This is a genomic window from Allobosea robiniae (genome assembly GCF_900102525.1).
Classification (GTDB): Bacteria; Pseudomonadota; Alphaproteobacteria; order Rhizobiales; family Beijerinckiaceae; genus Allobosea; species Allobosea robiniae.
Genome location: NZ_FNBZ01000002.1, coordinates 385,411 through 409,555, shown reverse-complemented (window position 1 = coordinate 409,555; position 24,145 = coordinate 385,411). Strand labels below are relative to the sequence as shown.

At 67.4% G+C, this 24,145-nt stretch carries 23 protein-coding genes and 1 other RNA gene; 9 read left to right on the top strand and 15 right to left on the bottom strand.

Going from position 1 to position 24,145, the window contains the following annotated elements:
• Positions 1 to 42: 42 nt before the first annotated feature.
• Positions 43 to 1,806: an acetolactate synthase 3 large subunit gene (locus tag BLQ70_RS07590; RefSeq protein WP_091856478.1), complete on the bottom strand. Its 1,764-nt coding sequence runs from the start codon at positions 1,804 to 1,806 to the stop codon at positions 43 to 45.
• A gap of 327 nt (positions 1,807 to 2,133) precedes the next feature.
• Here BLQ70_RS07590 and BLQ70_RS07585 point away from each other — a divergent pair, with 327 nt between their 5' ends.
• Positions 2,134 to 3,597 carry a GGDEF domain-containing protein gene (locus BLQ70_RS07585; protein WP_091856477.1) on the top strand — a complete coding sequence of 488 codons (1,464 nt, stop codon included), beginning with the start codon at positions 2,134 to 2,136 and terminating at the stop codon, positions 3,595 to 3,597.
• Positions 3,598 to 3,600: 3 nt separating this feature from the next.
• On the opposite strand, the gene miaA is transcribed toward BLQ70_RS07585, so the two are convergent.
• Complete coding sequence (gene miaA, locus BLQ70_RS07580) at positions 3,601 to 4,527, bottom strand: tRNA (adenosine(37)-N6)-dimethylallyltransferase MiaA (RefSeq protein ID WP_244511936.1); 927 nt, start codon at positions 4,525 to 4,527, stop codon at positions 3,601 to 3,603.
• A gap of 12 nt (positions 4,528 to 4,539) precedes the next feature.
• On the opposite strand from miaA, the gene serB reads away from it, so the two are divergent.
• The gene (gene serB, locus BLQ70_RS07575) at positions 4,540 to 5,427 is read left to right on the top strand and encodes a phosphoserine phosphatase SerB (protein WP_091856475.1); all 888 of its coding nucleotides are present in this window, start codon (positions 4,540 to 4,542) and stop codon (positions 5,425 to 5,427) included.
• Here the strand turns inward: serB and BLQ70_RS07570 are convergent, their stop codons facing one another.
• From BLQ70_RS07570 to BLQ70_RS07535, 8 genes are all read right to left on the bottom strand, one after another.
• Positions 5,428 to 5,769 (bottom strand): DHCW motif cupin fold protein, encoded by a 342-nt coding sequence (locus BLQ70_RS07570; protein WP_091856474.1) that lies wholly within the window; start codon positions 5,767 to 5,769, stop codon positions 5,428 to 5,430.
• A 148-nt stretch (positions 5,770 to 5,917) separates the two neighbouring features.
• Positions 5,918 to 7,435, bottom strand: a complete 1,518-nt coding sequence (locus BLQ70_RS07565) for a DegQ family serine endoprotease (protein ID WP_091856473.1) — start codon at positions 7,433 to 7,435, stop codon at positions 5,918 to 5,920.
• Positions 7,436 to 7,595: 160 nt separating this feature from the next.
• The gene (locus tag BLQ70_RS07560; RefSeq protein WP_061966816.1) at positions 7,596 to 7,787 is read right to left on the bottom strand and encodes a DUF2065 domain-containing protein; all 192 of its coding nucleotides are present in this window, start codon (positions 7,785 to 7,787) and stop codon (positions 7,596 to 7,598) included.
• A gap of 18 nt (positions 7,788 to 7,805) precedes the next feature.
• The gene (gene hflC / locus BLQ70_RS07555) at positions 7,806 to 8,741 is read right to left on the bottom strand and encodes a protease modulator HflC (protein WP_091856472.1); all 936 of its coding nucleotides are present in this window, start codon (positions 8,739 to 8,741) and stop codon (positions 7,806 to 7,808) included.
• Positions 8,738 to 9,901, bottom strand: coding sequence for an FtsH protease activity modulator HflK (gene hflK / locus BLQ70_RS07550; protein ID WP_091856471.1), 1,164 nt, complete (start codon positions 9,899 to 9,901; stop codon positions 8,738 to 8,740). Before hflK ends, hflC begins: the two co-directional genes overlap by 4 nt.
• 154 nt (positions 9,902 to 10,055) lie before the next feature.
• Positions 10,056 to 10,571: a dihydrofolate reductase gene (locus tag BLQ70_RS07545; RefSeq protein WP_091856470.1), complete on the bottom strand. Its 516-nt coding sequence runs from the start codon at positions 10,569 to 10,571 to the stop codon at positions 10,056 to 10,058.
• A gap of 3 nt (positions 10,572 to 10,574) precedes the next feature.
• Positions 10,575 to 11,057 carry a GNAT family N-acetyltransferase gene (locus tag BLQ70_RS07540; protein ID WP_091856469.1) on the bottom strand — a complete coding sequence of 161 codons (483 nt, stop codon included), beginning with the start codon at positions 11,055 to 11,057 and terminating at the stop codon, positions 10,575 to 10,577.
• A complete protein-coding gene (locus tag BLQ70_RS07535) occupies positions 11,054 to 11,848 on the bottom strand; it encodes a thymidylate synthase (RefSeq protein ID WP_091856468.1) in 795 nt (264 codons plus the stop codon). Before BLQ70_RS07535 ends, BLQ70_RS07540 begins: the two co-directional genes overlap by 4 nt.
• A gap of 215 nt (positions 11,849 to 12,063) precedes the next feature.
• Here BLQ70_RS07535 and BLQ70_RS07530 point away from each other — a divergent pair, with 215 nt between their 5' ends.
• The 6 genes from BLQ70_RS07530 (at position 12,064) to BLQ70_RS07505 (ending at position 15,244) form a co-directional block, all read left to right on the top strand.
• Entirely contained in the window at positions 12,064 to 12,327 is a 264-nt protein-coding gene (locus tag BLQ70_RS07530; RefSeq protein WP_091856467.1) for a PepSY domain-containing protein, read from the top strand.
• 38 nt (positions 12,328 to 12,365) lie between these two features.
• Positions 12,366 to 12,751, top strand: a transfer-messenger RNA (tmRNA) gene (gene ssrA / locus BLQ70_RS07525).
• A 62-nt stretch (positions 12,752 to 12,813) separates the two neighbouring features.
• Positions 12,814 to 13,389, top strand: a complete 576-nt coding sequence (locus BLQ70_RS07520; protein WP_061966809.1) for an SspB family protein — start codon at positions 12,814 to 12,816, stop codon at positions 13,387 to 13,389.
• Positions 13,390 to 13,415: 26 nt separating this feature from the next.
• On the top strand, positions 13,416 to 14,810 hold the full coding sequence (fumC, locus tag BLQ70_RS07515) for a class II fumarate hydratase (protein ID WP_091856466.1): 1,395 nt from the start codon (positions 13,416 to 13,418) through the stop codon (positions 14,808 to 14,810).
• 12 nt (positions 14,811 to 14,822) lie between these two features.
• Positions 14,823 to 15,023, top strand: coding sequence for a DUF4169 family protein (locus BLQ70_RS07510; protein ID WP_091856465.1), 201 nt, complete (start codon positions 14,823 to 14,825; stop codon positions 15,021 to 15,023).
• On the top strand, positions 15,020 to 15,244 hold the full coding sequence (locus tag BLQ70_RS07505; protein WP_091856464.1) for a ribbon-helix-helix domain-containing protein: 225 nt from the start codon (positions 15,020 to 15,022) through the stop codon (positions 15,242 to 15,244). Before BLQ70_RS07510 ends, BLQ70_RS07505 begins: the two co-directional genes overlap by 4 nt.
• Before the next feature lie 118 nt (positions 15,245 to 15,362).
• Here the strand turns inward: BLQ70_RS07505 and BLQ70_RS07500 are convergent, their stop codons facing one another.
• Together BLQ70_RS07500 and BLQ70_RS07495 are read right to left on the bottom strand one after the other, a co-directional pair.
• Positions 15,363 to 18,971 (bottom strand): AsmA family protein, encoded by a 3,609-nt coding sequence (locus tag BLQ70_RS07500; protein WP_170843337.1) that lies wholly within the window; start codon positions 18,969 to 18,971, stop codon positions 15,363 to 15,365.
• A 218-nt stretch (positions 18,972 to 19,189) separates the two neighbouring features.
• Entirely contained in the window at positions 19,190 to 20,629 is a 1,440-nt protein-coding gene (locus tag BLQ70_RS07495) for an FAD-binding oxidoreductase (RefSeq protein WP_091856462.1), read from the bottom strand.
• Positions 20,630 to 20,831: 202 nt separating this feature from the next.
• Here BLQ70_RS07495 and BLQ70_RS07490 point away from each other — a divergent pair, with 202 nt between their 5' ends.
• The gene (locus BLQ70_RS07490) at positions 20,832 to 21,398 is read left to right on the top strand and encodes a thioesterase family protein (RefSeq protein ID WP_061967252.1); all 567 of its coding nucleotides are present in this window, start codon (positions 20,832 to 20,834) and stop codon (positions 21,396 to 21,398) included.
• 12 nt (positions 21,399 to 21,410) lie between these two features.
• On the opposite strand, the gene BLQ70_RS07485 is transcribed toward BLQ70_RS07490, so the two are convergent.
• From BLQ70_RS07485 to BLQ70_RS07475, 3 genes are read right to left on the bottom strand one after another with little or no spacing between them, the layout of a single operon-like run.
• Positions 21,411 to 22,205, bottom strand: coding sequence for a potassium channel family protein (locus BLQ70_RS07485; RefSeq protein ID WP_061967251.1), 795 nt, complete (start codon positions 22,203 to 22,205; stop codon positions 21,411 to 21,413).
• A 33-nt stretch (positions 22,206 to 22,238) separates the two neighbouring features.
• The gene (locus tag BLQ70_RS07480; protein ID WP_425284563.1) at positions 22,239 to 22,913 is read right to left on the bottom strand and encodes a class I SAM-dependent methyltransferase; all 675 of its coding nucleotides are present in this window, start codon (positions 22,911 to 22,913) and stop codon (positions 22,239 to 22,241) included.
• The gene (locus BLQ70_RS07475; protein ID WP_091856461.1) at positions 22,910 to 24,133 is read right to left on the bottom strand and encodes a BtaA family protein; all 1,224 of its coding nucleotides are present in this window, start codon (positions 24,131 to 24,133) and stop codon (positions 22,910 to 22,912) included. The genes BLQ70_RS07480 and BLQ70_RS07475 overlap by 4 nt, the downstream gene beginning before the upstream one ends.
• Positions 24,134 to 24,145: the final 12 nt, after the last annotated feature.

Genomic DNA, 24,145 nt, shown 5'->3' with positions numbered 1-24,145 from the left:
GCCCGGGATGCTCGGGGCAAGCCCGAGCAGGACGATGCTTCGTCAGACGAGCTGTTTGCCCTTGGCATCGATGATCTCGCCGGTATCACCCTCGAAATCGGGCAGGATCATCTCGTTATGGGCCTTGCCCGACGGGATCATCGGGAAGCAGTTCTCTTCCTTGGCGACGAGGCAGTCGAAGATCACCGGGCCGGGCGTCTCGATCATCTCCATGATCGCGTCGTCGAGCTTGGCCGGGTCGGAGCAGCGGATGCCGTGGCCGCCATAGGCCTCGGCCAGCTTCACGAAGTCGGGCAGCGACTGCGAATAGCTCTCCGAATAGCGCCCGCCATGCAGCAATTCCTGCCACTGGCGCACCATGCCCATGTACTCGTTGTTGAGGATGAAGATCTTAACCGGCAGCCGGTACTGCACCGCCGTCGACATCTCCTGCATGTTCATCAGGATCGAGGCCTCGCCGGCGACGTCGATGACCAGCGCCTTGGGGTGCTTCATCTGCACGCCGATGGCTGCCGGCAGGCCGTAGCCCATCGTGCCGAGGCCGCCCGAAGTCATCCAGCGGTTCGGCTCCTGGAAGTGCAGGTACTGCGCCGCCCACATCTGGTGCTGACCGACCTCGGTCGTGATGTAGGTGTCGCGATCCTTGGTCAGCTCGTAGAGGCGCTCCAGCGCATATTGCGGCTTGATGATCGTGTCCGAGCGCTTGTAGGCGAGGCTCTTGCGGCCGCGCCAGCCCTCGATCTGCGTCCACCAGGCGGCGAGCGCGGTCTTGTCGGCCTGCGCGCCGGTCTCGCGCCAGATCCGGACCATATCCTCGAGCACATGGGCGCAATCGCCGACGATGCCGATATCGACCTTGACCGTCTTGTTGATCGAGGATGGGTCGATGTCGATATGGATCTTCTTCGAGCGCGGCGAGAAGCCGTCGATGCGCCCGGTGATACGGTCGTCGAAGCGCGCGCCGATATTGATCATGACGTCGCAGTCATGCATCGCGAGGTTCGCTTCGTAGGTGCCGTGCATGCCGAGCATGCCGAGCCACTGCTTGTCGGCGGCGGGATAAGCGCCCAGCCCCATCAGCGTCGAGGTGACCGGGAAACCGGTCAGCCGCGCGAGCTCCCGCAGCAGCGCCGAGGCGTGGGGGCCGGCATTGATCACGCCGCCACCGGTATAGAAGACCGGCCGCTTGGCGCCGGCGATCAGCTCGACCGCGGCCTTGATCTTGTTCAGGTCACCCTTGACCACCGGGCGGTAGGTCTTGTGCTGGTTGTCGCGCGGGCGGCTATAGGTGCCGGACGCGAACTGGATGTCCTTGGGGATGTCGATCACGACCGGGCCCGGGCGGCCGTTGGCGGCGACGTAGAACGCCTCGTGCAGGATGCGCGGCAGGTCGTGGATGCTCTTCACCAGGTAGTTGTGCTTGGTGCAGGAGCGGGTGATGCCGACCGTGTCGCATTCCTGGAAGGCGTCGGAGCCGATCAGATGCGTCGGGACCTGGCCGGTGATGACGACGAGCGGGATCGAGTCGAGCAGCGCGTCGGTCAGGCCGGTGACGGCGTTGGTCGCGCCGGGGCCGGAGGTGACGAGCACGCAACCGACCTTGCCCGGGCCGGAGCGGGCATAGCCCTCGGCGGCGTGGACCGCACCCTGCTCGTGGCGGACGAGCACGTGCTTGACCTTGTCCTGCTGGAAGATGGCGTCGTAGATCGGAAGTACGGCGCCGCCCGGATAACCGAACAGGTGCTCGACACCTTGATCCTGAAGCGCGCGGACGACCATCTCGGCGCCGGTCATCATCTCGCTCATTACGCTCTCCTGCGGCTGGTCTTCTGGTCTGTCTGGAATGCGGGCAATAAAAAAGGCCCTCGGAGGGGCCTGGGCGTGCGCTGGCGTTGGGGACGCCCGGTTCGAAAACCGGCCCCTACCAGCGCACCTCTACGAGAATAAGCTTGCGCATCGCGCTCGTGATCCTTGACGAAAGTTGCCGAACGCTAGCGGAGCACGCGCGGCCGGTCAAGCATCAACAACATGGTTACCGACCGGTCTGCGCCACACCGGAAAATCCGCTGCCGTGGCAGAACGATTTTTCAATGCGTTCCCCCTTAGCGTCTGCGCGCTCGAACCGGGACGGATATGTATTACGAAGTCCACACCGAGAATATCGCGGCGCGCGGACACGCGCCGGAGATCGCGCAGATCCTGCGCCGCTTCGCGCTTCATCGCCGCGACGGCTCGGCCGTGGTCTATGAAGAACTCGCACCCGCATTGCTCCCGGATTTCGGTGAGGACCTGATGATCCTCGAGCCGACCGACGACGGCGACTATCGCTGGCTGCATTTCGGGCGCGAGATCATCCGCTATTCCGGCGCCAGCCGTCTCGGGCAGCGCCTCTCGGGGATGCGCGAGCAGGTCGCCCGCTTCTCGGCCGACAGCTTCGACCAGGCCCTGGCCGAGGACCGGCCGCTCTACACCGTGCATCGCTCGACCGAGACGGTGCGCGTCGCCCTGTGGGAGCGCCTCGTCCTGCCGACGATCACGCATGACGGGCGCCGCTTCGTCGTCGCCTTCAGCCGGCCGTTGCAGTTTCGCGAGGATCTGCTCAATGCCGTGCTGGAGAGCTCGCCCAGCGGCATCGTCGCCCTGCGCGCCATCCGCGACGCGGCCGGCCAGATCGAGCAAGCCGTCGTCGTCACGGCCAACCGGCGTGCCGCCGAATTGAGCGGACGCCCCGAAACCGACCTGCTCGATACCGACGGCCGCGAGAGCCTGACCTTCCTGTCCGACCTTTCGGTCTGGCGCCGCTGTCTCTGCGCCATCGACCTGCAGCGCGCCGACACCCTGGAAACCTCCTTCACGCATGACGGCACGACGACCTGGCTCAGGGTCGCGATCGCTCCCCTGGGCGACGGGTTGCTGCTGACGCTGACCGATATCACCGACCTCACCGTCGCCAACCAGACCTTGCAGATGCGCGCCGCCACGCTGGCGCTCGAGATCGGCCGCGAACGGGCCACCCGCCGCGCCCTTTCCGAGGAGATCTGCCTGCGCGAGGAGCGTGAGGAAGAGCTGCGCCGCCTCGCCGAGACCGATCCGCTGACCGCCCTGCTCAACCGCCGCTCCTTCACCGACAAGGCGAATGCCGCCATCGCGGCGAGCGAGGCGGATGGCACCGCTCTGGCGATGATCATCGTCGATCTCGATCATTTCAAGCAGGTCAACGATACCTATGGCCACCCGGCCGGCGATGCCGTGATCCGCGCCTGCGCCGACCTCCTGCTCGGCCAGTACCGCAGCGAGCACAATCTGGTCGGCCGTTTCGGTGGCGAGGAGTTCGGCATCCTCCTGCAGGACTGCGACCTGGCTTCCGCCGCAGCGAGTGCCCGTCAGATCCAGGACGCCCTGCTCAGCCGCGCGATGCCGGTCTCCGAAACCCTGGCGCTCAAGGTGACGGCGAGCCTTGGCATCGCGGCCCGCCACCCCGGCGAAGCGCTGGCATCGCTGACGGCCCGTGCCGACCAGGCGCTCTATCGCGCCAAGAACGAGGGCCGCAACCGCCTCGGCCTCGCCGACCCGCTCCCTGTCGCCGAAGCGGCCTGAACTTCAGCAGCCGAGGCGCCGGACGGCCGCCTCCAGCGCAGCCGCTGGCGCAACCGCTTCCCAGCCTTCCATCTGGTGGCGGAACCACGTCACCTGCCTTTTGGCATAAGCACGCGTGTCGGCCTGGCCGCGCCGGATCGCCTCGTCCAGGGTGATCGCGCCGTCAAGATGGGCGATCAGGCCGGGCACGCCATGGGCACGCATGATCGGCAGCAGCGGGTCGAGCCCACGCTGCTTCAAGCGCGCGACCTCGTCGAGTGCACCCTCGCCCATCATCGCCTCAAAACGCCGGTCGATCCGCTCCTTCACTGCCTCGCGGTCGGGATGCACAAAGAGCCGGAGCGTCGGCACGCCGCCCAGCGGCCCCGGTTCGCGCTCGCCCTGGAAGCTCGCCAGCGAACGCCCCGTCGCCCGGAAAACCTCCAGCGCCCGCATGATTCGCATCCGGTCGCTCGGGCGCAACCGCTCCGCCATGGCGAGGTCGCAGGCCGCAAGCTCGGCATGGAGCGCGGCCGTCTCGCGCCCTTCGGCATCGGCACGGAAGGCAGCCCGGACATCCTCAGGCACGGGCGGCATCGCCGAGAAGCCTTCTGTCACGGCCTTGAAGTAGAGCCCGGTACCGCCGACCAGGATCGGCAACGAGCCGCTCGCGCGCAGCTCTTCAAGCAGCGTCGCGACATCGGCGGCATAACGCATTGCCGAATAGTTCACCGCGCCATCGACATGGCCGTAGAGGCGATGCGGCACCATCGCCTCCTCCGCCGCGCTCGGCCGGGCCGAGAGAACGCGCAGATCGGCATAGACCTGCATGGAATCGGCGTTGACGACGGTGCCGCCGGTGCGGCGCGCGATCTCGATCGCCAGCGCCGACTTGCCGCTCGCGGTCGGACCTGCGATGAGCACCGCGTCGAACTGCCCTTCCGCCTTCACCCGGTTCCTCACATGCTCGTCGCCACACTCGTATCCGCCCACGGCCAGGCGCTGGTCGGCGAAGCCCTTCTCACCCGCCTCACCCGTTCCGTCCCCGGCATCAGCCGCACGGTCGTGCTCGATGGCGCGGTCGCTGCCGACCTCTTCGCGGAAGCCGCCGACGCGCGCAAGCTCGAAGCCGATATCCGCACGGCGCTGGAGGGCGCCGCGATCGACGTCATCGTCCAGCCGGCAGCGACGCGCCGCAAGGCGCTGTTCCTCGCCGACATGGATTCGACCATGATCGGCCAGGAATGCATCGACGAGCTCGCTGCTTTCGTGGGCCTCAAGGAGCATGTCTCAGCGATCACCGAACGCGCCATGCGCGGCGAGATCGATTTCGAGCCGGCTTTGCGCGAACGTGTCGCCCTGCTCAAGGGCGTGCCGCTTTCCGTCGTCGGCGAGATCATCCGCGACCGCATCACGTTGACGCCGGGCGGGCGGGCTCTCGTCCAGACGATGCGGGCGAATGGCGGCTACACCGCGCTGGTCTCGGGCGGTTTCACCGTCTTCACCGGGCCGATCGGCCAGGCCGTCGGCTTCGACGAGCACCGCTCCAACACGCTGCTCGCCGATGACGGCATCCTCAACGGCACGGTCGCCGACCCGATCCTCGGCAAGCAGGCCAAGCTCGATGCCCTCATCGAATTGCGCGCTCGCTTCAAGCTCGCACCCGAGCAGACAATGGCCGTCGGCGACGGCGCCAACGACCTCGCCATGCTCGGCGAAGCGGGACTGGGCGCCGCCTTCCGTGCCAAGCCGGCGGTGGCCGCCGCAGCCGATGCCCGGCTCGACCATGCCGATCTCACTGCGCTGCTCTATGCCCAGGGCTATACGGGCGCCGAGATCGTCCGGGGCTGATCAGTCGACGATGAAGAGCTTCGCGCCGGTCTTGGTCGCGGAGCGATGCGCCTCGGCATTGTCGGCGACCTGATAGCTCATGCCGGCGCGGAGCGGCAGCACGCGTCCGTCGGCCAGCGTGGTTTCCATCTCGCCTTCGAGGCACAGGATGATGTGGCCCTTCGAGCACCAGTGGTCAGCGACATAGCCCGGCGAATACTCGACCATCCGCACCCGGATGCGGTTGTCCTCGGGACCGAAATACTGGACGCGCCAGGTCGCCTCGCCGCTGTCGCCGGCATGATGCTCCACGGGGACCGCCGACCAGTCGGTGGTGACGAAGGGGATGTCGCTGATCTTCATCTCGGTCTCTCCAGGCGCCGTCGCCAAGCTCTACCCGCGTTCGGCCAGTCTGCGCCAGCGCACACGCCTCGCCGCCGGTCTGCGGACAGGGCATGAAAAAGGGCGGCCCGGATGGACCGCCCCTTCACATTCTGCAAGCAGCGTCGGCTCAGTTCATCGACACCGCGACGAAACGGACTTCGCCCTGGCCGTTAGAGACCAGCAGGAGGGCAGATTTCTTGCCCTCCTTCTTCAGCGCATCGAGCCGCTTGGTCACGTCCTGCGGCGCATTAACCGGCTCCTGGCCGACCTCGACGATCAATTCGCCGACGAGGATGCGCTTGTCGGCAGCATTCGAGTTGGCGTCGACCTTGGTGATGACCACGCCCTTGACGCCGTCCTTGATCGTGTAACGCTTCCTGAGCTCGTCGGTCTGCGGCGAGAATTCGAGGCCGAGTGCGGTCGTCACGGACGGCTTGGCCGGCTCCGCCGCCGGCTTGTTAGCCGAGGCCGACTGGACCTTCTCGCCATCCTCGAGACGACCGAGCTTGACGGTCTTGGTCTCTTCCTTGCCTTTGCGGATGATCGCGATCGGCACGTCCTTGCCGACCGGCGTCGCCGCGACGATGCGCGGCAGATCGCGCGAATCCTTCACGTCCTTGCCGTCGAACTTGACGATCACGTCGCCAGTTTCGAGGCCGGCCGGCTTGGCCGGGCCCTTCTCGTCGACGCCGGCGACGAGCGCTCCGCGCGCCGTGCCGAGGCCCAGCGCCTCGGCAGTGGCGTCATCGACCGTCTGGATACGCACGCCGAGCCAGCCGCGGCGGGTCTCACCGAACTCCTTGAGCTGGTCGACGACATTGGTCGCCAGCGTCGAAGGCACGGCGAAGCCGATGCCGACCGAGCCGCCCGTCGGCGACAGGATCGCGGTGTTGATGCCGATGACCTCGCCGGCCATGTTGAACAGCGGGCCGCCCGAGTTGCCCTTGTTGATGGCCGCGTCGGTCTGGATATAGGTGTCGTACGGACCCTGGCTGATGTCGCGGTTGCGGGCCGATACGATGCCGGAGGAGACCGAGCCGCCCAGGCCGAACGGATTGCCGATCGCCATCACGGGATCGCCGATCCGCATCTTGTCGGAATCGCCGAACTTCACTGCCGGCAGCGGCTTGTCGTGCTTCACGCGCAGCACCGCGAGGTCGACCTTGGTGTCCTTGCCGATGACCTCGGCCTTGAGCCTGAGGCCGTCGTTGAAGATCACCGTGATCTCGTTGGCGTCGCCGATGACGTGGTTGTTGGTGACCACGATGCCCGACGGATCGATGACGAAGCCCGAGCCGGCCGATTGCGAACGGCGCTGCTGCGGTGCCTGACGCTCGCCCTGCTGGTTGCGGCGGTTGAAGAATTCCTCGAACAGGTCGCCGAAGGGCGTATCGGGGCCGAGCTGCGGCAGTTGCGGCAGGTTGCGGCCTTTCTGGTCGTTGGTGGTGACGGCAGCGATGTTGACCACCGCCGGCATCACCTTGTCGACGAGATCGGCAAGCGAGGTCTGCCCCTGCAGGAGCGGCGTGTTGGCCTGCGCATGCCCCGGCGCCAGCACCGGCGAGGCCAGCAACGCGAGGCCGGCGACGCCGGCAGCGAGAGCGATGCGGACAGGCCGGGCTGCGGAAAGGGTGTTCGATGCCATAGGGGTCCTCATGTCGGAAAGATACGGGCCGATCGATGCAGGCAGGCGCGCCCGGACCATGCGAGACAGACGGGCGCGCCCGTTGATTGAACTCCGAAATGCGGCGGAAGGGCGACGCACGATCATGTCATTGAACACGATCCTGTGCCTGCCCCCCATTCTACCAGATACCGCGCGCGACCCAGACTAGGATCACGCCCAGCACCGCCGAGCCGATGCCGATGAGCCGCATCCGGTCCGGCGGGGTTTCCGCCGCGCTGCGCAGGGCATCCTTCGCCAGATGCGGGATCGCGGCGAAGAGAATGCCCTCGATAGCGAAGACCAGGCCGAGCGCCGCGACGAAATCAAGCATCCGCGTCGCTCGCCATGATCAGGGCCGGGCAGGCGCAGGCTGGGCAGGCGCCGCCGGAGCGGTAGCCTGGCCGTCCTGACGCTGCGCGTTCGGGCCGTTGAAGAAACGGAAGAACGGCGAATCCGGCGTCAGCACCATCCGCGTATCCCCCGGCTTGATGCTGGCTTCATAGGCCTGCATCGAGCGGTAGAAGGCGAAGAACTCCGGGTCCTTGCCGAAGGCTTCGGCGAAGACCTTGTTGCGCTCCGCCTCGCCCGCGCCGCGGATCTCGTCGGAGTGCTGCTGTGCCTCCGCCACGATCACGGTCGAGTCCCTGTCGGCCCGGGCCTTGATCTCCTGCGACTGCTGGCCGCCAAGCGCGCGTGCTTCCGCCGCCTCGCGCTGACGCTCCGTCTGCATGCGCTGGAACACCGCCGCCGAGTTGGCCGCCGGCAGGTCGACGCGCCGCAGCCGGACATCCACCACGGTCATGCCGAAGCGCGCCGCCTCGCGGTTCACGTCGTCGCGGATGCGGTTCATCAGTCGCGTCCGGTCCGTGCGGACCATCGCCGTGAAGGTGGCCTCCGCCAGCACCGAGCGAACGTTGCCGTTCACGATCGAGGCGAGCTGCGAGTTCGCCCGCGGGATGTTGTTGACCGCCTGGTAGAAGCGCAGCGGGTCGGAGATCCGGTAGCGGGTGAAGGCATCGACGACGAGACGCTTCTGGTCCGAGGCGATGATTTCCTGGGCCGGGAGGTCGAGATCGAGGATGCGGTTATCAAGCAGGGTGACCTGCTCGAACGGAGCCGGCAGCTTGAAATACAGCCCCGGCGCCGTGACGACGCTGCGGATCGCGCCGAGGCGCAGGACGAGGGCCGACTGCGTCTGCGAGACCACGAAGGTCGACGCGTAGAGCACGATGGCGACGACGACGACGGCGAAGAAGAGCACGCCGCGCAACACGGGGGAGTTCATCGCAGAGCCCCTCCCTGCTGCTGGCCCGAAACCGGGCGCCGTTGCTGGAGCTGGTCGAGCGGCAGATAGGGCACGACGCCCTGCCCGTTGCCCGCCGAGTCGAGGATGATCTTGTCGGTCCCGCCCATCACGCGTTCCATCGTCTCCAGGAAGAGACGCTCGCGCGTCACGGCCGGAGCGTTCTTGTATTGCTCGTAGACCGCGTTGAAGCGGCTCGCCTGACCGCGCGCCTCGGCGACGGTCTGCTCCTTGAAGGCTTCAGCCGCCTGCGTCAGCTGCGCGGCACGGCCGCGTGCCTCGGGCACGACGCGGTTGGCATAGGTCTGCGCCTCGTTGCGCAGGCGTTCCTGGTCGGCGCGCGCCGCCTGGACGTCGCGGAAGGCGTCGATGACCTGCTGCGGCGGGTCGACCTTCTGGAGCTGGACGAGGCTGATCCGCACGCCGGCATTATAGCCGTTGAGCGTGTCCTGCATCAGCTGGCGCACCTCGGTCTCGATCGCGCCGCGATCGGTCGTCAGCACCGGCTGGATGTTGCGCCGGCCGATGATCTCGCGCATCGCGCTCTCGGCCACGGCCTTCACCGTGCCGGACGGATCCTGGATGTTGAAGACGTAGTTCTCGGGCGCGGCCGGGTCGATCTGCCACTGCACGATGAAATCGATGTCGACGATGTTCTCGTCGCCGGTGAGCATCAGGCTTTCTTCGGTGACGTCGGTCTGACGCGAGGTCCGGATCGATTCGACCGTCCGGAAGCCGACCTCGGTGGTGATGACGTTCGTCACCTGCGGCTTGATCACGCTGCCGATCGGATAGGGCCAGTTCCAGTTCGGGCCTTCGCCGGTCTTGCCGGCGAAGCGGCCGAACACGACGTTGAGGCCGACCTCGTTGGGCCGCACGAAATAGATGCCGGAGCCGAGCCAGATCAGGATCAGCGCCAGGATGCCGAGAAGCAGGCCGCGCCCGCCGATATTGCCGCCGGGGACCAAGTTCTTCAGCCGATCCTGGCTGCGCCGCAGGATTTCCTCGAGATCTGGCGGGTTGCCGTTGCCCCCGCCGCTGCCTGAACCGCCGCCCCAGGGACCGCCGCCGCCACTACCTCCGCGCTGACCCCAGGGACCTCCCCCGCCGCTGCCACCGCCGCTCTGATTGCTCCAAGGCATTCTCGAGCCGTTCCCTTTCGTTCTGTCGAGGCCAAGCCATAAGCAAATGACGGCCGCTTGTCAGCGCCTTCGGCCGAAGGCGCTGGGCTGACTTGGTCATGGGCCATGGATTCGTCAACGGCGCAAGCCATTCATCGTGAATGGAAAGCGGCGATCAGCCGCGTCGGCGCCAGGTGACAAAGGTATAGGGGTGCTCGTTCTCGGCGTCGGCCGGGTGGTGGTCGTTGGCACCGGCCTCGAAGGCGTCGTGCTCCCAGTCGGGGAAGAGTGCGTCGCCTGATGGCTTCGCATGCACGAGAGTCAGCTCCAGCCGATCGGCCAGCGGCAGGGCCTGGCGATAGACCTCGGCGCCACCGGCGATCACGACGGAATCCGCGCCGCTGGCCGCAGCGAGCCGCTGCCCGATCTCCAGCCCTTCATCGAGCGAACGCGCGACGCTCACCCCCTCCGCAGAAAAGCCGGCATCCCGGCTCAGCACGACGATTTCGCGCCCCGGCAAGGGCTTGCCGATCGACAGGAAGGTCTTGCGCCCCATCAGCACCGGCCGTCCCAGCGTCAGGCTGCGAAAGTGCTTGAGGTCGGTCTTCAACCGCCAGATCAACCGGTTGTCGTCACCGATCACATTGTTGTCGGCGACGGCCGCGATCAGAACGATCGGACGTTTCTCCATGGTTCAAACCTCCGCGCCCAATCGCGCGAGCGCCTCGCCCTCCAGCCGCTTCACGGTCCACTCGTCTTGCGCCGTGGCGCCGAGCGCCCGATAGAAAACGCGCGAGGGTTCGTTCCAGTTCAGCACCCACCAGGCCAGCCGCGGCAGTTTCTCCGCGACACAGCGCCGCGCAAGCCCGGCGATCAGTGCCTTGCCGATGCCGCGCCCGCGCTGGTCCGGCCGCACGAAGAGGTCTTCCAGCCAGATCCCGTGCCGGCCGCTGAAGGTCGAATAGGTGTAGAACCAGACGGCGAAGCCAACCGCCTGGCCATCCCATTCGGCGATGTCGCAGAACGCCTTGGGGTCCGGCCCGAACAGCGCAGTCTCGATCTCGGCCTCGGTCGCGACGACCTCGTGCAGCAGCTTCTCGTATTCGGCGAGCTCGCGGATGAAGCCGAGCACGAGCCCGGCCTCGCCGGGACGGGCGGAGCGGATGGTGAGGGTCATACTGCGATCGGAGCCTTGATGCCGGGATGCGGGTCGTAATCGGTGATCGTGACGTCCGCGAACTGGAAATCCTCCAGCCGCGTCACCGCCGGGTTGAGCGTGAGCTTCGGCAACGCGCGGGGCTCGCGCGAAAGCTGCAACCGGGTCTGGTCGAGATGGTTCACATAGAGATGGGTGTCGCCGAAGGAATGCACGAAATCACCGACGCCCAGGCCCGTCACCTGCGCCACCATATGGGTCAGCAGCGCATAGCTCGCGATATTGAAGGGCACCCCGAGGAAGACGTCGGCCGAGCGCTGGTAGAGCTGGCAGGAGAGCTTGCCGTTGGCGACGAAGAACTGGAACAGGCAATGGCACGGCGCCAGCGCCATCTTCGGGATGTCGGCCGGGTTCCAGGCCGAGACGATCAGCCGGCGCGAATCGGGATTGCGGCGGATCTCGCTCACCAGCCAGGCGATCTGGTCGATCACTTGCCCGTCGGGCGCCGCCCAGCTCCGCCACTGCCGGCCATAGACCGGGCCGAGATCGCCGTTCGCATCGGCCCATTCGTCCCAGATCGTGACGCCGTTCTCCTGCAGGTAGCGCACATTGGTGTCGCCGCGCAGGAACCAGATCAGCTCGTGGATGATCGATTTCAGGTGCAGCTTCTTGGTCGTGACCAGCGGAAACCCCTCCGACAGGTCGAAGCGCATCTGGTGGCCGAAGACGGCCAGCGTGCCGGTGCCGGTGCGGTCGTCCTTGCGGACGCCCTCGGTCAGGACGCGTTGGAGCAGGTCGTGATACTGGCGCATGGCGACTCTCTGGAAGGCGCGCGACTATAGCGGCTGACGCATCGCTTGGCCCTGTCCGGCAGGCAGGCATCCCCAGCCTTTGCCGCACATCCTGTCAGCGTATGGCGGGAACCTGTCTCCTCACGCAAACGCGACGGCCCGTGAGGCTCTTCCGTCCGCAAACCCGCCCCAATCGGCGCCGCTCATCGCGCGCTTGATTCGTAGGGATAGTCGACATGCCGACCCTGAACCCGCCGCGCCGTCTGCTGGCGGCGCTCGCTCTCAACGCCCTGATCGCGCTGTCCGCCCATGCCGAGGAGACCTATGCCGGCGCGACAATCTCGGAGCGGCAAGCCCGCGACATCGCCTGGAGCGCCGGGCTTGTCCATGTCGAGGAGATCGTCCGTTCCGGTGATCGCTGGGAGGTTGCCGGCCGCACCGCCGAGGACGACGAGATGAGCCTCGACATCGACATCAGAAATGGTCGCATTCTCGATTGAGGCGGTGAAGCCTCACTCTTTGTCGAAAACGCATGAGAACCCTTTCCCAACGCCACGGGCTTCCCTATATTCGCAGGTGCCGCTCGCAAGAACGGCTATGGCGATAAACGGATCTCGAAATAAGCCTTTCGGACCCGGGGGCAGTACCCGGCGCCTCCACCCCAGCCCTGCGGCGCGAGCAGCAGGAACTTGCAACCGAGCGGTTGCAGGGCTGCGGCGGGGGCGAAACAGGATCGACGAGGGTGTAAAGGTTATCCTTTTGCTCGGCATGGTTCCGCCGTTATCGGGCCAAAGCATAGTTGCCAACGACAACAATGCTCGGGTCGCCGTCGCCGCGTAAGCGGTGCTGGTTCCCAAACCAAAGCCCTTGCGTTTAGCCGCGTAAGGCGGGGCTCGGAGGCGCCTGGCAACAGAAGCCTCCACTTCTTTTTCTGACGGCCTGCCGGCTGTTCCCGCCGGAACGCAACAAGCGGAAATCGCGCCTCGATGTCCAAGGATGTTCTTCGTTACGATCTCATGGTGCAGGATGCGCTGAAGGGCGTGGTCCGCAAGATCCTGACGGAGGCCGCGCGCGACGGGCTGCCGGGCGAGCACCATTTCTATGTGACGTTCCGCACACAGGCGCCGGGCGTGCGCCTGTCGCAGCGCCTGCGCGAGAAGCATCCCGACGAGATGACGATCGTCCTGCAGCATCAGTTCTGGGATTTGAGCGTCGGCGACCATTCCTTCGAGGTCGGCCTGTCCTTCTCCGGCGTGCCGGAACGGCTGCTCGTTCCCTTCGACGCGATCTCGACCTTCTTCGACCCTTCGGTCCAGTTCGGCCTGAAGTTCGAGGCCCAGGGCGAGCCCGAGGATGCCGCCGCCATGCAGGAAGCCGAGCCGGCCGAAGCGCCGCCCGCGCCGGCCCGGATCGTGCCGGCCGCCCTTCCGGCCACCAAGGGCAAGGCGCCCGCGGCTGAGGCAGCCGCAGCGCCGGCGAAGGCCGAGCCTGCCGTGGAAGGTGACGATGAACGCGGCGGCGCCGAAGTGGTCAGCCTCGATTCCTTCCGCAAGAAGCCCTGACGCAAGAAACCTCGACGACGGACGCCATGACCGAAACGCGCACCGAAACCGATTCCTTCGGCCCGATCGCGGTGCCCGCGGATCGATACTGGGGCGCGCAGACGCAGCGCTCCCTCGAGAATTTCCGTATCGGCGGCGAGAGCGAGCGCATGCCGCTGCCGCTGGTCCATGCGCTGGTGCTGGTCAAGAAGGCTGCCGCACATGTCAACGCCAAGCTCGGCCTGCTCGACCAGCGCGTCGCCGGCGCGATCGCCCATGCCGCGGACGAGGCGCTCGCCGGCAAGTTCGACGGGCATTTCCCGCTGGTGATCTGGCAGACCGGGTCGGGCACCCAGTCCAACATGAATGCCAACGAGGTCCTGGCGAACCGCGCCAACGAGTTGCTTGGTGCGGGCCTCGGCGCCAAGAGCCCGGTCCACCCCAACGACCATGTCAATCGCGGCCAGTCCTCGAACGATTCCTTCCCGACCGCGATGCATATCGCGGCGGTGCTGGAGATCACGCGCCGCCTGCTGCCCGCCTTGCGCAGCCTTGAAAAGGCGCTGAACGCCAAGGTCGAAGCCTTCAAGCATCTGGTCAAGATCGGCCGCACCCATCTTCAGGACGCGACCCCCGTCACGCTCGGCCAGGAATTCTCCGGCTATGCGATGCAGCTTCATCTCGGCATCGGCCGGATCGAGGCGGCGCTCGGCGGGCTCTACGCGCTGGCGCAGGGCGGCACGGCCGTCGGCACCGGACTCAACACCCATCCGGACTTCGCCGCCTTCTTCGCCAAGGAAACCGCGACGCTGACCGGCCTGCCCTTCCGCAGCGCCGACAACAAGTTCGAGGCGCTGGCGAGCCATGGTGCGCTCGCCGCTGCCCATGGTGCGCTGGCGGCGCTTGCTTCCGACCTGTTCAAGATCGCCAACGACATCCGCCTGATGGGGTCCGGCCCGCGCTCGGGCCTCGGCGAGATCAGCCTGCCGGAGAACGAGCCCGGCTCCTCGATCATGCCGGGCAAGGTCAATCCGACCCAGGCCGAAGCGCTGACCATGGTCGCGACCCAGGTCCACGGCAACCAGGCGACGATCGGCTTCGCCGCCTCCCAGGGCCATTTCGAGCTCAACGTCTTCAAGCCGGTGATCGCAGCCGCCTTCCTGCAATCGGTCCGGCTGCTCGCCGACGCGGCCGAGAGCTTCCGCGTCAACTGCGTCGAGGGCATCGAGGCCAACGAGGCGCAGCTCAAGGAGCTGCTCTCGCGCTCGCTGATGCTGGTGACGGCGCTGGCGCCGGCGATCGGCTACGACAAGGCCGCCAGCATCGCCAAGGCCGCCCATCACAACGGCACGACGCTGCGCGAGGAAGCGCTGAAGGCCGGCGTCGATGCCGAGCTCTTCGACAGCACGGTCAAGCCCGAGCTGATGCTCGGCCCGGCCTGAGGAGCATCCCTCATGGCCGAGATCGTCAATCTCCGTCGCGCCCGCAAGCAGAAGGCACGTGCGGAGGCTGAGAAGACGGCCGAGCAGAACCGCATCTCCTTCGGCCGTACCAAGGCCGAGCGCAAGCTGACCGAGGCCGAACGCGACAAGGCCGCCCGCCACATCGACGGGCACAGGCTCGACCGCGGCGACGACGAGCCGGAGCCGGCATGAAGCCGGAGCGCAAGCGCTCGCTCAGCATCGCCGGCCATCGCACCAGCATCTCGCTGGAATCCCCCTTCTGGGAGGCGCTGAAGGAGATCGCGGCGAGCGAAGATCGCCCGATCGCGGCGCTTGTCGCCGAGGTCGATTCCGGGCGAGGCGAGCTGAACCTCTCCTCCGCTCTGCGGCTGCATGCTCTGGCGCATTATCGGCGGTTGGCGGGCAGCGCCTGAGACGGCGCGGTCGATTGCCGGCCATCGACAAGCCGGCATCGCCAATCAGAATACCGTGCTTGGTCAGGCGCTTATCGAAAGATCCGGAATCAAATCGCGAAGCCGTTGAATCGAGCTCTCAACGCGCCGGCGCGCTGCGCGGCTGCGGCACAGGCTGAATCTGCATCGGCGGCGGCAATGGCGCGACGCCACCGGTCGGCGGCTGGACCGCTCCTTCCGGCGAGCTGCTGCGCGGCGCGCCCGGTAGCACGAGCGGGCCGGGCTGCGGTTGTGGCTGAGCTTGCGGCGCCGCCGATTGCGCAGCTGCCCGCTCGGCTGCGGCCCGGGCGCGCTCTTCGGCTTCCGCCCGGCGGCGCACTTCCAGCTCGGCGCGGGCCTGCTCGGCGCGCCTGATCTCCTCGGCGCGCTTCTCTTCGGCCAGACGCCGTTCCTCCTCGATGCGCCGCGCCTCTTCCTGGCGTTTCTCCTCGGCGAGGCGAGCCTCCTCCTGCGCCTTCAAGAACTCGCCCAGCTTGCGCTCGTTCTCACGCATCTCGCGCTCGGCCCGGAGCCGGCGCGCATGCAGCGAACGCTCGCGCGCATCGGCCTCGAAAGCCTCGACCCGCTCGATCTCGCGGGCCAGCGCCCGCGCCGCAACGGTGTTCGACAAGGCGCTGACATCGCTCTCGCGTCGGAGGTTCGACAGCGGTCCTCGCCAGGCGATGCCGATCTGCGGCGCATCGCCCGGCCAGCCCTTGGGCAGGGCACCCAGCGGCTTCAGGCCGAGCCTGAGATCGGCGGTCAGCGCGCGCAGGTCGAGAACGCCGCTCGCCTCGGCACGCAACCCGCTGCGCTCGAAGGCGAAGGGCTGGAGCCGGATCAACCCGCCGGCCAAGGTGAACGGCAATGTAATGTCGCCGAGCGCCCAGGCATCCTTGTCGAGCGCCTCGCTGAGACGGTCCCGCAAGCGCGACGCGTCGCTCTCGGACGCATCCTCGCCGGTCCCTGCGATGATCCTCGCATAGGCGTTGGGGTCGAAGCGGGCGAGGCGCGTGCCGTTGAGCGCCAGGCTGCCGGCACCGCTCAGGCCCGCGACCAGCCGCGCCGGCGTCTCGCCCGAACCGCCGAACTCGATCTGCCCCGAGGTCTTGCCGCCGACGGCGCCCCTGGTCAATTCGCCGAGATCGATCGCCATCGCGCTGAGCCGGCCATTGATTTGGGCGAGCCCGCCATCGCGCCGCAGGCCGAGTCGCCCGGCGACCTGCCCGCCGCCATAGCTGCCGCGCATATCGTCGATCCTGAGGCCGTCCTGGTCCGTCCGCAGGGTGAAAGCGGCATTGCGGATGGTGCCGTCCTCGAAGGCGAGCAGCGCGCCGGTCTCGACTGCGATGTCGAAATCGGGGAACCCAGCAATGCGTCCGAAGCGCCCGGTCGACCAGATCGCACCGGGAGCAACGGCGACTTGCCCGAGCGCCGCATTCATCAGCGGACGCAGATCGACGGTCGGGACCGCGATACGACCTGACGAGCGCCCCTCACGCGGCAGCAGCAGCGAGCCGCTTACCGCCATCCCGCCGAGATGGGCGGTGATCTCGTCGAGCCGGATCGCCTCCTCGGCAATGGTGAGCCGCGCATGCGCATCGATGACGCCGTCCGGCAGCAATCGCGCTGGCCCCTCGGCAAGGATCTGTCCCGGCCCATCCGCCTGCATGCTCAGTTGAGGCCCCTGTCCGCTATCCTCGACGACAACCGACAGCCCCTGCCCCGCCAGCGAGCCGGTTGCCTTGCCCCGGTCCAGTTCGAGGTTGAACTGCCCCGCACCGCCCTGCTGCGGCAGCGGCAGGCCGAGAGCCGCAAAGGCCTGCCGCCGGTCGTTGAGCTCGAAGCCCAAAGCCGCCCGGCTCCAGTTGCCTGCCCGGTCGATCCGTCCGTCGAGCTTGAGCTTGCCGGCTGCGGCCGTGCCTTCGGCGGACAGGCTGGTCTCGCCCGAAGCCGCGCGCGTCAGGCGGAAACCGGTATCGAGCCGCGCCAATCCCTCGCCGACGCGCTGGAGCGCCTGCACCGCGGTTTCCGGCAGCAGCGGCCCGGCCAGCGCCGTCAATGTCTCGAAGCGCGGCGCCCGTACCCGACCGGAAATCTCGCCGCCCTCTGCCAGCAGCGCGCCGGCGCCGGTGACCGCCACACCGCCGAAGCCTTCGACCGAAAGCCGGCTCAGCCGCCAGATATCCCCCTCGCGACGGAGATCGAGATTGGCCGAGCCCGGCGGCGCGTTGCGGAAGCGCAGATTGGTGAGCACGAGCTCCAGCGCCACATCGCGCTGCCGCAACAGGCCGGAGAGACTGGTGCCGGGCGGCAGGGTATCGAGCGAAAGCCCATTCACGGAGGCCTTCGCCGCGATCCGGTTCGGTGCGATCTCGCCGGAAGCCTCGAGCCGCAAACCCGACGAGCCCGCGACCAGCAGGCGCTGGAACCGGCCGCCCTGGCCCGTCCAGGCGCCGACGGCATCGGCATCGATCCGACCGAGGCGCGCCATGAAATCGGCCAGTGCAGGATCGAGGCCCGCCCGCGCCAGCACCAGCCCGACGCGCCGCGCATCGTCGGCCTTGAGGTTGAACCGACCCGAGGCCCCTTCCGAACTCAGGCTGCCGCTCGCGCCCAGCAACGCGCCGGCCACGCGCACCGAAGCGGATGCATCGCTCAGGCCGCCGTCATGCAGGCGCCCGCGCAAGGCAAGCGTCGAGAAATCCTCGCCGCGCCAGATCAACTGGTCGAGATCGAGGCTGACATCGAAAGCGCCGGGCAGGCCCTGCAAGGCGCGTTCGAAGCCCTGCCGCTCGGCAAGCGCCGTCATCAGCGCATCGGCATCAAGCCGCCGCGCGCGCAGGGCCAGCGAGCCCTTGCCCGTTCCGGGCAGATACTGCCCCTCGCCTTCCAGACGCGCCGCCCCGCCCGCGACATCGAGCGTGAGCCCGGCGAGATCGAGCTGCCTACTGCCGCCCTTGACGCGCCCGGTCAGCGCGACTGCCCCGCCCGGCGAGAGATTGAAGGCGCCGTCCAGTTCCGTCCCGAAGCCTTCCGCCCCTTTCGGGAAGAGCAGCGCGCCGTCGAAGCCGAGCTGCAGGTCCTCGCCGGTGAGATAGGCCTTGGTCCGCAGCCGCCCGTCGGCCTCCATCTCTCCGGTCGTGACACGCAGCGACGCCCCCGCGACCTCGCCCTCGAAGCGCCACGGGCCGGCAAGGCTCACCGCCGACATTTCGGCCGCGATCGGCGAGAGCGTGACGGCTGGTTTCCTGGCCTCGCGCCAGATCAGGGTCGAACGGCTGATCGTCAGACGGTCGAGGCTCGCCCCTGCCGGAATGCCCTTGCCGCTTCGCTTGGGCAGGCGAATGAAGCCCGCCTCGTCCAGCAAGAGAGAAACCGCCGCACCGTCGAGCCGCGCTTCGGAGAAACGAAAATCGCCGCGGGCGAGCGCCGCCAGCGCCAATTCCACGGTCACATGTTCGGCCGTCGCTGAACTTGCCGAGCCGTCGCCCGGCCCGATCCGCACATCCTCGAGCGCAATGCGTGGCGATGGCAGCAGCCGCAGGCCGATCCCGCCACCGATCTGCGTCTCGACGCCGAGCGCCTCGCTCAGCCGCGCCTCGATCTGCGGCCGATAGGCCTGCCAGTCGACGAAACCGGGGCCGATCAGGGCCACCAGCAGCGTCAGCACCAGCAGGCCGGCCAGAACTGTGAGACTCTCACGCAAATTCCGCTGTCTACCCCTGTCGCTCGTGGAGCGGCGCCGTTTTTCAGCCTGCCCCGACCTTGCGACCGAACCACGCCGCCATTCCGCAGTTGCCCCGGAATGGCGGGTCCGTTTCGTCGCAAGGACGGTCTGCGCCGGAATATCCCATCCTGCCCGCAAGTCGCGGCGAGATCACGACATTTCGGCGAAGGAAACCAAGGGCGCAAGCCGTAACGACATCACAGGGCGACGATTTTTCCGGGATTGAGGATATTGCGCGGGTCGAGCGACCGCTTCAGCACCCGCATCACCGCGAGCGCCTCGACCCCGTGCTCCAGCTCGAGATACTTCATCTTCTTCTGACCGACGCCATGCTCGCCGGTGCAGGTGCCGCCCATCGCGAGCGCCCGCTTCACCAGCCGGTCGATGAAGCCCTGCGCCCGCTCGACCTCGGCGGCATCAGCGAGATCGACCAGCGGCTGCGTGTGGAAATTGCCGTCGCCGACATGCCCGGCGATCGGCGCGATCAGGCCCGTGGATTCGATGTCGCGCTTGGTCTCCTCGACGCATTCGGCCAGGCGGGAGATCGGCACGCAGACATCGGTCGCGACCGAATCGAAGCCGGGGCGCAGGGCCTTCGCCGCCCAATAGGCGTCATGGCGCGCCTGCCAGAGCTTGGAGCGGTCTTCCGCCTTGGTCGCCCATTCGAACGGGCCGCCACCGAATTCCGCCGCGATCTCGCCGAAGCGCTCGGACTGCTCCTTCACGCCCGCTTCGGTCCCGTGGAACTCCACGAACAGCATCGTCGTCTCGGCCAGGCCAAGCTTGGCGTGCAGATTGACGCCGCGGATCATCACGTCGTCGAGCAGTTCGATGCGCGCCACCGGCAGGCCGGTCTGGATCGTCAGGATCGTCGCGTCGCAGGCCGCCTTCACCGAAGGGAACGGACAGACGCCGGCAGAGACCGCCTCCGGGATGCCGTGCAGCTTCAGCGTCACCTCGGTGATGATGCCGAGCGTGCCTTCCGAGCCGACCAGCAGGCGGGTGAGGTCGTAGCCGGCCGAGGTCTTGCGGGCCCGCGTCGAGGTCTTGACGACCGAGCCATCGGCCATCACCGCGGTCAGCGCCAGGACATTGTCTTTCATCGTGCCGTAGCGGACCGCATTGGTGCCGGAGGCGCGCGTCGCCGCCATGCCGCCGATCGAGGCGTCGGCGCCGGGATCGATCGGGAACATCAGGCCCTGGTCGCGCAGATGCTCGTTGAGCTCCTTGCGGGTGACGCCGGCCTCGACGACGACGTCGAGATCCTCGGCATGAACCGCGATGATCCGCTTCATCTGCGACATGTCGATGCAGACGCCGCCAAAGACGGCGTTGACATGGCCCTCCAGCGAAGTGCCGGTGCCGAAGGCGATGACGGGCACGCCATGGGCGGCACAGAGCTTCACGATCTCGGAGACTTCGTCCGTGCTCTGCGGGAACACCACCGCATCCGGTGGCTGGTTCGGGATCCAGGTCAGCGTATGGCCGTGCTGCTGGCGCACCGCCAGGCTGGTGACCAGCCGGTTGCCGAAGCTCGCGGCCAGCGCCTGCGTCACCGCTGCGATCGCCTCCGGCGAGGGCGGCAGCACTGCGGCGGAGGCAGGGCTGGCATGAGGGGCGGCGCTGGGCAGGCTCATTGTCAACATCCAGGTTGGGCGCTTAGACTTGGAACAGATCGGTTTCGCAATTGGTTACGCTTCGACATGGTCCTGCCATACTGGCCGGTCCAAGATGCTGACGCCGCTTGCGAGCGATGCATACTAGATCATGCGACGATGAAATGGGCAGCGGCAATAATGCCGCCGGCCCTTGAACGAGGCGCCTGTCAGGGAGGCGATCATGAAACACGATACGCGCGCCCCGGCGCTGTTCTTCGCTCCCTTCGTCTCCTCGGCGATGCGGGTCGAGCCGCAATGGATCGACTATAACGGCCATCTCAACATGGCCTATTACCATGTGCTGTTCGACCGCGCGGTCGACGAGGTCTTCTCGCTGGTGGGCCTCACCCGCGACTATGTCGAGACGCGCCACGCCTCCACCTTCGCGGCGGAGTGCCACATCCTCTACAAGCGCGAGTTGACCGAGGGCGATCTCGTCCGCATCACCGCGCAGCTCATCGCCTTCGACGACAAGCGCCTGCATTACTATCTCGAGATGCGGCATGCCAACGAGGGCTGGCTTGCGGCGACCAGCGAGAACCTGTCGCTGCATGTCGACATGATCAGCCGCAAGGTCACGCCCTTCCCGGCCGATATCCTCGCCAACATCGCCCTGATGAAGGCCGCGCACAGCATGATGCCGCTGCCGGTCACGATCGGCCGCATCATCGGCATGCCCCGGAAATCAGCGATCCGGGTCGAGGACACGGCTGAAGAGCGCGAGACCGAGACCGAAACCCGGCATTGAACGATCGCCGCGTCAGGGGTCGTCGTCGGGAATCTTGAGCTTGTGCCCGCAGGCCTTGCAATACACCGCGTCGGGCTCGTGGCGCTGGAGCGCGCATTCCGGGCAGGGAAACAGCACCTTGTTCGGGCGGAACAGCGCCTGCGCCAGGCGCACGAACAGCGTGATCCCGACGATCATCACCAGGATCGAGGTCAGCTTGCCGGCGATGCCCGGCAGGACCACGTCACCGAACCCTGTCGTGGTCACCGTCGCGACCGTGAAGTAGAGCGCCTGGACGTAGCTCTCCAGCCCGCCCTCCTGCCGGAAGAAGAAGGTGTAGACGAAGCCGGTCACCACGAAGAGGAAGGTCGCGATATTGCCGAGCGCGCGGACCACATTCTCCCATTCGCGGAAACGGGTTTCGCGGAACTGGGCCCAGACGATGCCCTTATGCGACAGCGACCACAGCCTGAGGATGCGCAGGAAGCCGAAATTCTCCAGCCATTGCGGCATGAGCAGCGTCAGGAGGATGAAGAGGTCGAGCAGCATCGTCGGCTGGCGCAGCAGCCTGAGCATGTTGGTCGAGGCCAGCAGGCGCGCCGCGATCTCGGCGACCATGATCACCGCGACGGAATAGTCGATCCAGAGGAAGGCCGCGTTCTCCCTGAGCAATGGCGTCAGGATGAAGAAGGCGATGATCAGGAGATCGACGACCGTCGTCACCGCCTGGAAGCGCAACGCGGCGGGCGAGCGGCCGTGATAGAGCTGGCGCAGCCGGTCGCGGAGAACCTCGAAGCGGCTTTCGTCGGAGGGGTCGGCTGAATCCATCGCCGGCAGCATAGGCATTCACGCGGCGTGCCGCTACGCCGCCCAGCAGTGCGTGACGACGGCATGCACCGCATAACCGCGATAGGGCGCGTCAAGCCGGCAATCGGCCCCGGCCGCTTCGGCAATGGCCCGCACGGCCTGCGGCAGGTTCTCCCGCGGCGTGACATGGAACAGCGCGAGCCAGCGCAGCAGCACGGCCTTGAACGGCCCCGGCAATCCGGCCTGATCGCCGAAATCGACGATATGCAGCGAGCCGCCGGCATCGAGCCGGCGCAGCGCCTCGGCGACGACCCCCTGCCAGGGCGGGATCATCGACAGCGCATAGGAGATGACGATCCGATCGAAGCCGGCAAGGCCGAACAGCACTTGAGGATCCAAAGCGGTGGCATCGGCCTGGGCAAGCCGGATCCGGTCATCGAGACCCGCCTTTGCGACCGATATCTTCGCCGTCGCCAGCATCGCGCTGGAAACGTCGAGCCCGTAGCAGGCGCAATCCGGATAGTGCCGGGCGATCCGGATCAGGTTGCGTCCGGTGCCGCAGCCGATCTCCAGCACGGTCGCGCCGGCCGGGGGCTGCAACCCGTCGATGAGCTGGTCGCGGCCGAGCAGATAGAATTTCCGGCTGGCATCGTAGATATGGCGCTGGTGCCGGTAGATCCGATCCATCAGCCCGGCGGCCGGGCCGGCCGGTGTCTCCGTCGCGCTCACCGGCCCTGGCCCTTCAGGACATAGAGGTGGAAGCCGCCATAGATCGCCGAGCGGTCCTGCCGGCAGAGCTCGCGGCTCGTCTCCTCCTCGTAATGCCACTGGTCGAGGATCGCCGCGGGCACGCGGCCGGGCAGCAATCTCTCGTCGGCCGCCGTGCGGAAGATCACCCGCGCGCCCGGCCGGGCCGTGCGCGTGATCTGCGACCACAACGCTGTCAGATCGGCGTCGTTCATCCAGTCCTGCGCATCGAGCAGCACATAGGCGTCGCAGCTCTCGGCCGGCTCGCCCTCCAGGAAGCCCGTGACCGCGCTCTGGCGATAGGACACGTCCGAGGCACGCGCCTTCACCGCCGCGAAATGTTCCGACTGGAGATAAGGCGGGAAGGCTGCATCCGGCCCCTCGCCATAGCGCCGGCCAAAAGCCTGCTGGGCGAAATAGTTGTCCTTGAGGTCGAAATCACAGGCCAGCCGTTCCAGCCGGAGCTTCAGCGCACCGAGAATGCCGTCCTCGCCATCGGCGGACAGCGCCTTGTACTGCGCCGGCGGGATGCCCAGCCCGTAGAGCGAGGCCGGCTGGCGCACCAGCCAGCGGATCAACCTGCGCTCGAAGACCGGCGCGAGATGCCTGTCGTAGAGCGCCCGCTGCTCGGCCCGGTCGCGCGCCGCCAGCATCGCCTTGGGATTACCACCGAGCAGCCGCGCCAGCATATGGCCCGTGCCGATGAAGCGGCCGAGCAGCCCGTAGCGGTGGAAACCCCGAGCGAAGAGATTGATCCGGCGCCGCCCGTTCAGCCCCCGCCCCTCCCAGTAACCGCGCGAGACGGCATCGAGATGACCGGCGATCTCGCGGTCGTAGAGCGCGACATTGGCACTATCCTTCGCCCGGCCGAAGAAGCGCAGGAAATCCTCCTGCCGCTCCATCCGCGCCAGCGCCGCGAGCTTGAGGCGGCCCAGCGCGATATGGGTGGCGTTGAGATCGACCGCGCTGACCCGGATAGGCGCCGCCGTCAGATAGGAGAGGATGTTGCAGGAGCCGGACGCGATCGCCACGACATGGTCGTCGGCCTTGAGCCCGAGTGCCGCCATGTCGACGACGGGGTCCTCCCAGATCTGCGGATAGACCAGGCCGGAAAAGGCGCGGGCGAACAGCCATTCCAGTAGGCCGGCCTTGGACAGCGTCTTGCTGCGCCGGACGGCCTGCCCCAGACCGGAGCTGGTCATGCGGCGGGCTGC

Excerpts from the sequence above, each read along its gene's own strand:
- BLQ70_RS07510 (WP_091856465.1), top strand. The coding sequence starts at position 14,823 with ATGGCCGAGATCGTCAATCTCCGTCGCGCCCGCAAGCAGAAGGCACGT.
- BLQ70_RS07490 (WP_061967252.1), top strand. The coding sequence starts at position 20,832 with ATGAAACACGATACGCGCGCCCCGGCGCTGTTCTTCGCTCCCTTCGTC.
- BLQ70_RS07520 (WP_061966809.1), top strand. The coding sequence starts at position 12,814 with ATGTCCAAGGATGTTCTTCGTTACGATCTCATGGTGCAGGATGCGCTG.
- serB (WP_091856475.1), top strand. The coding sequence starts at position 4,540 with ATGCTCGTCGCCACACTCGTATCCGCCCACGGCCAGGCGCTGGTCGGC.
- BLQ70_RS07485 (WP_061967251.1), bottom strand. The coding sequence starts at position 22,205 with ATGGATTCAGCCGACCCCTCCGACGAAAGCCGCTTCGAGGTTCTCCGC.
- BLQ70_RS07545 (WP_091856470.1), bottom strand. The coding sequence starts at position 10,571 with ATGGAGAAACGTCCGATCGTTCTGATCGCGGCCGTCGCCGACAACAAT.
- BLQ70_RS07495 (WP_091856462.1), bottom strand. The coding sequence starts at position 20,629 with ATGAGCCTGCCCAGCGCCGCCCCTCATGCCAGCCCTGCCTCCGCCGCA.
- hflC (WP_091856472.1), bottom strand. The coding sequence starts at position 8,741 with ATGAACTCCCCCGTGTTGCGCGGCGTGCTCTTCTTCGCCGTCGTCGTC.
- BLQ70_RS07590 (WP_091856478.1), bottom strand. The coding sequence starts at position 1,806 with ATGAGCGAGATGATGACCGGCGCCGAGATGGTCGTCCGCGCGCTTCAG.
- BLQ70_RS07535 (WP_091856468.1), bottom strand. The coding sequence starts at position 11,848 with ATGCGCCAGTATCACGACCTGCTCCAACGCGTCCTGACCGAGGGCGTC.
- BLQ70_RS07570 (WP_091856474.1), bottom strand. The coding sequence starts at position 5,769 with ATGAAGATCAGCGACATCCCCTTCGTCACCACCGACTGGTCGGCGGTC.
- BLQ70_RS07505 (WP_091856464.1), top strand. The coding sequence starts at position 15,020 with ATGAAGCCGGAGCGCAAGCGCTCGCTCAGCATCGCCGGCCATCGCACC.
- BLQ70_RS07530 (WP_091856467.1), top strand. The coding sequence starts at position 12,064 with ATGCCGACCCTGAACCCGCCGCGCCGTCTGCTGGCGGCGCTCGCTCTC.
- BLQ70_RS07565 (WP_091856473.1), bottom strand. The coding sequence starts at position 7,435 with ATGGCATCGAACACCCTTTCCGCAGCCCGGCCTGTCCGCATCGCTCTC.
- BLQ70_RS07475 (WP_091856461.1), bottom strand. The coding sequence starts at position 24,133 with ATGACCAGCTCCGGTCTGGGGCAGGCCGTCCGGCGCAGCAAGACGCTG.
- BLQ70_RS07560 (WP_061966816.1), bottom strand. The coding sequence starts at position 7,787 with ATGCTTGATTTCGTCGCGGCGCTCGGCCTGGTCTTCGCTATCGAGGGC.
- hflK (WP_091856471.1), bottom strand. The coding sequence starts at position 9,901 with ATGCCTTGGAGCAATCAGAGCGGCGGTGGCAGCGGCGGGGGAGGTCCC.
- fumC (WP_091856466.1), top strand. The coding sequence starts at position 13,416 with ATGACCGAAACGCGCACCGAAACCGATTCCTTCGGCCCGATCGCGGTG.
- BLQ70_RS07585 (WP_091856477.1), top strand. The coding sequence starts at position 2,134 with ATGTATTACGAAGTCCACACCGAGAATATCGCGGCGCGCGGACACGCG.
- BLQ70_RS07540 (WP_091856469.1), bottom strand. The coding sequence starts at position 11,057 with ATGACCCTCACCATCCGCTCCGCCCGTCCCGGCGAGGCCGGGCTCGTG.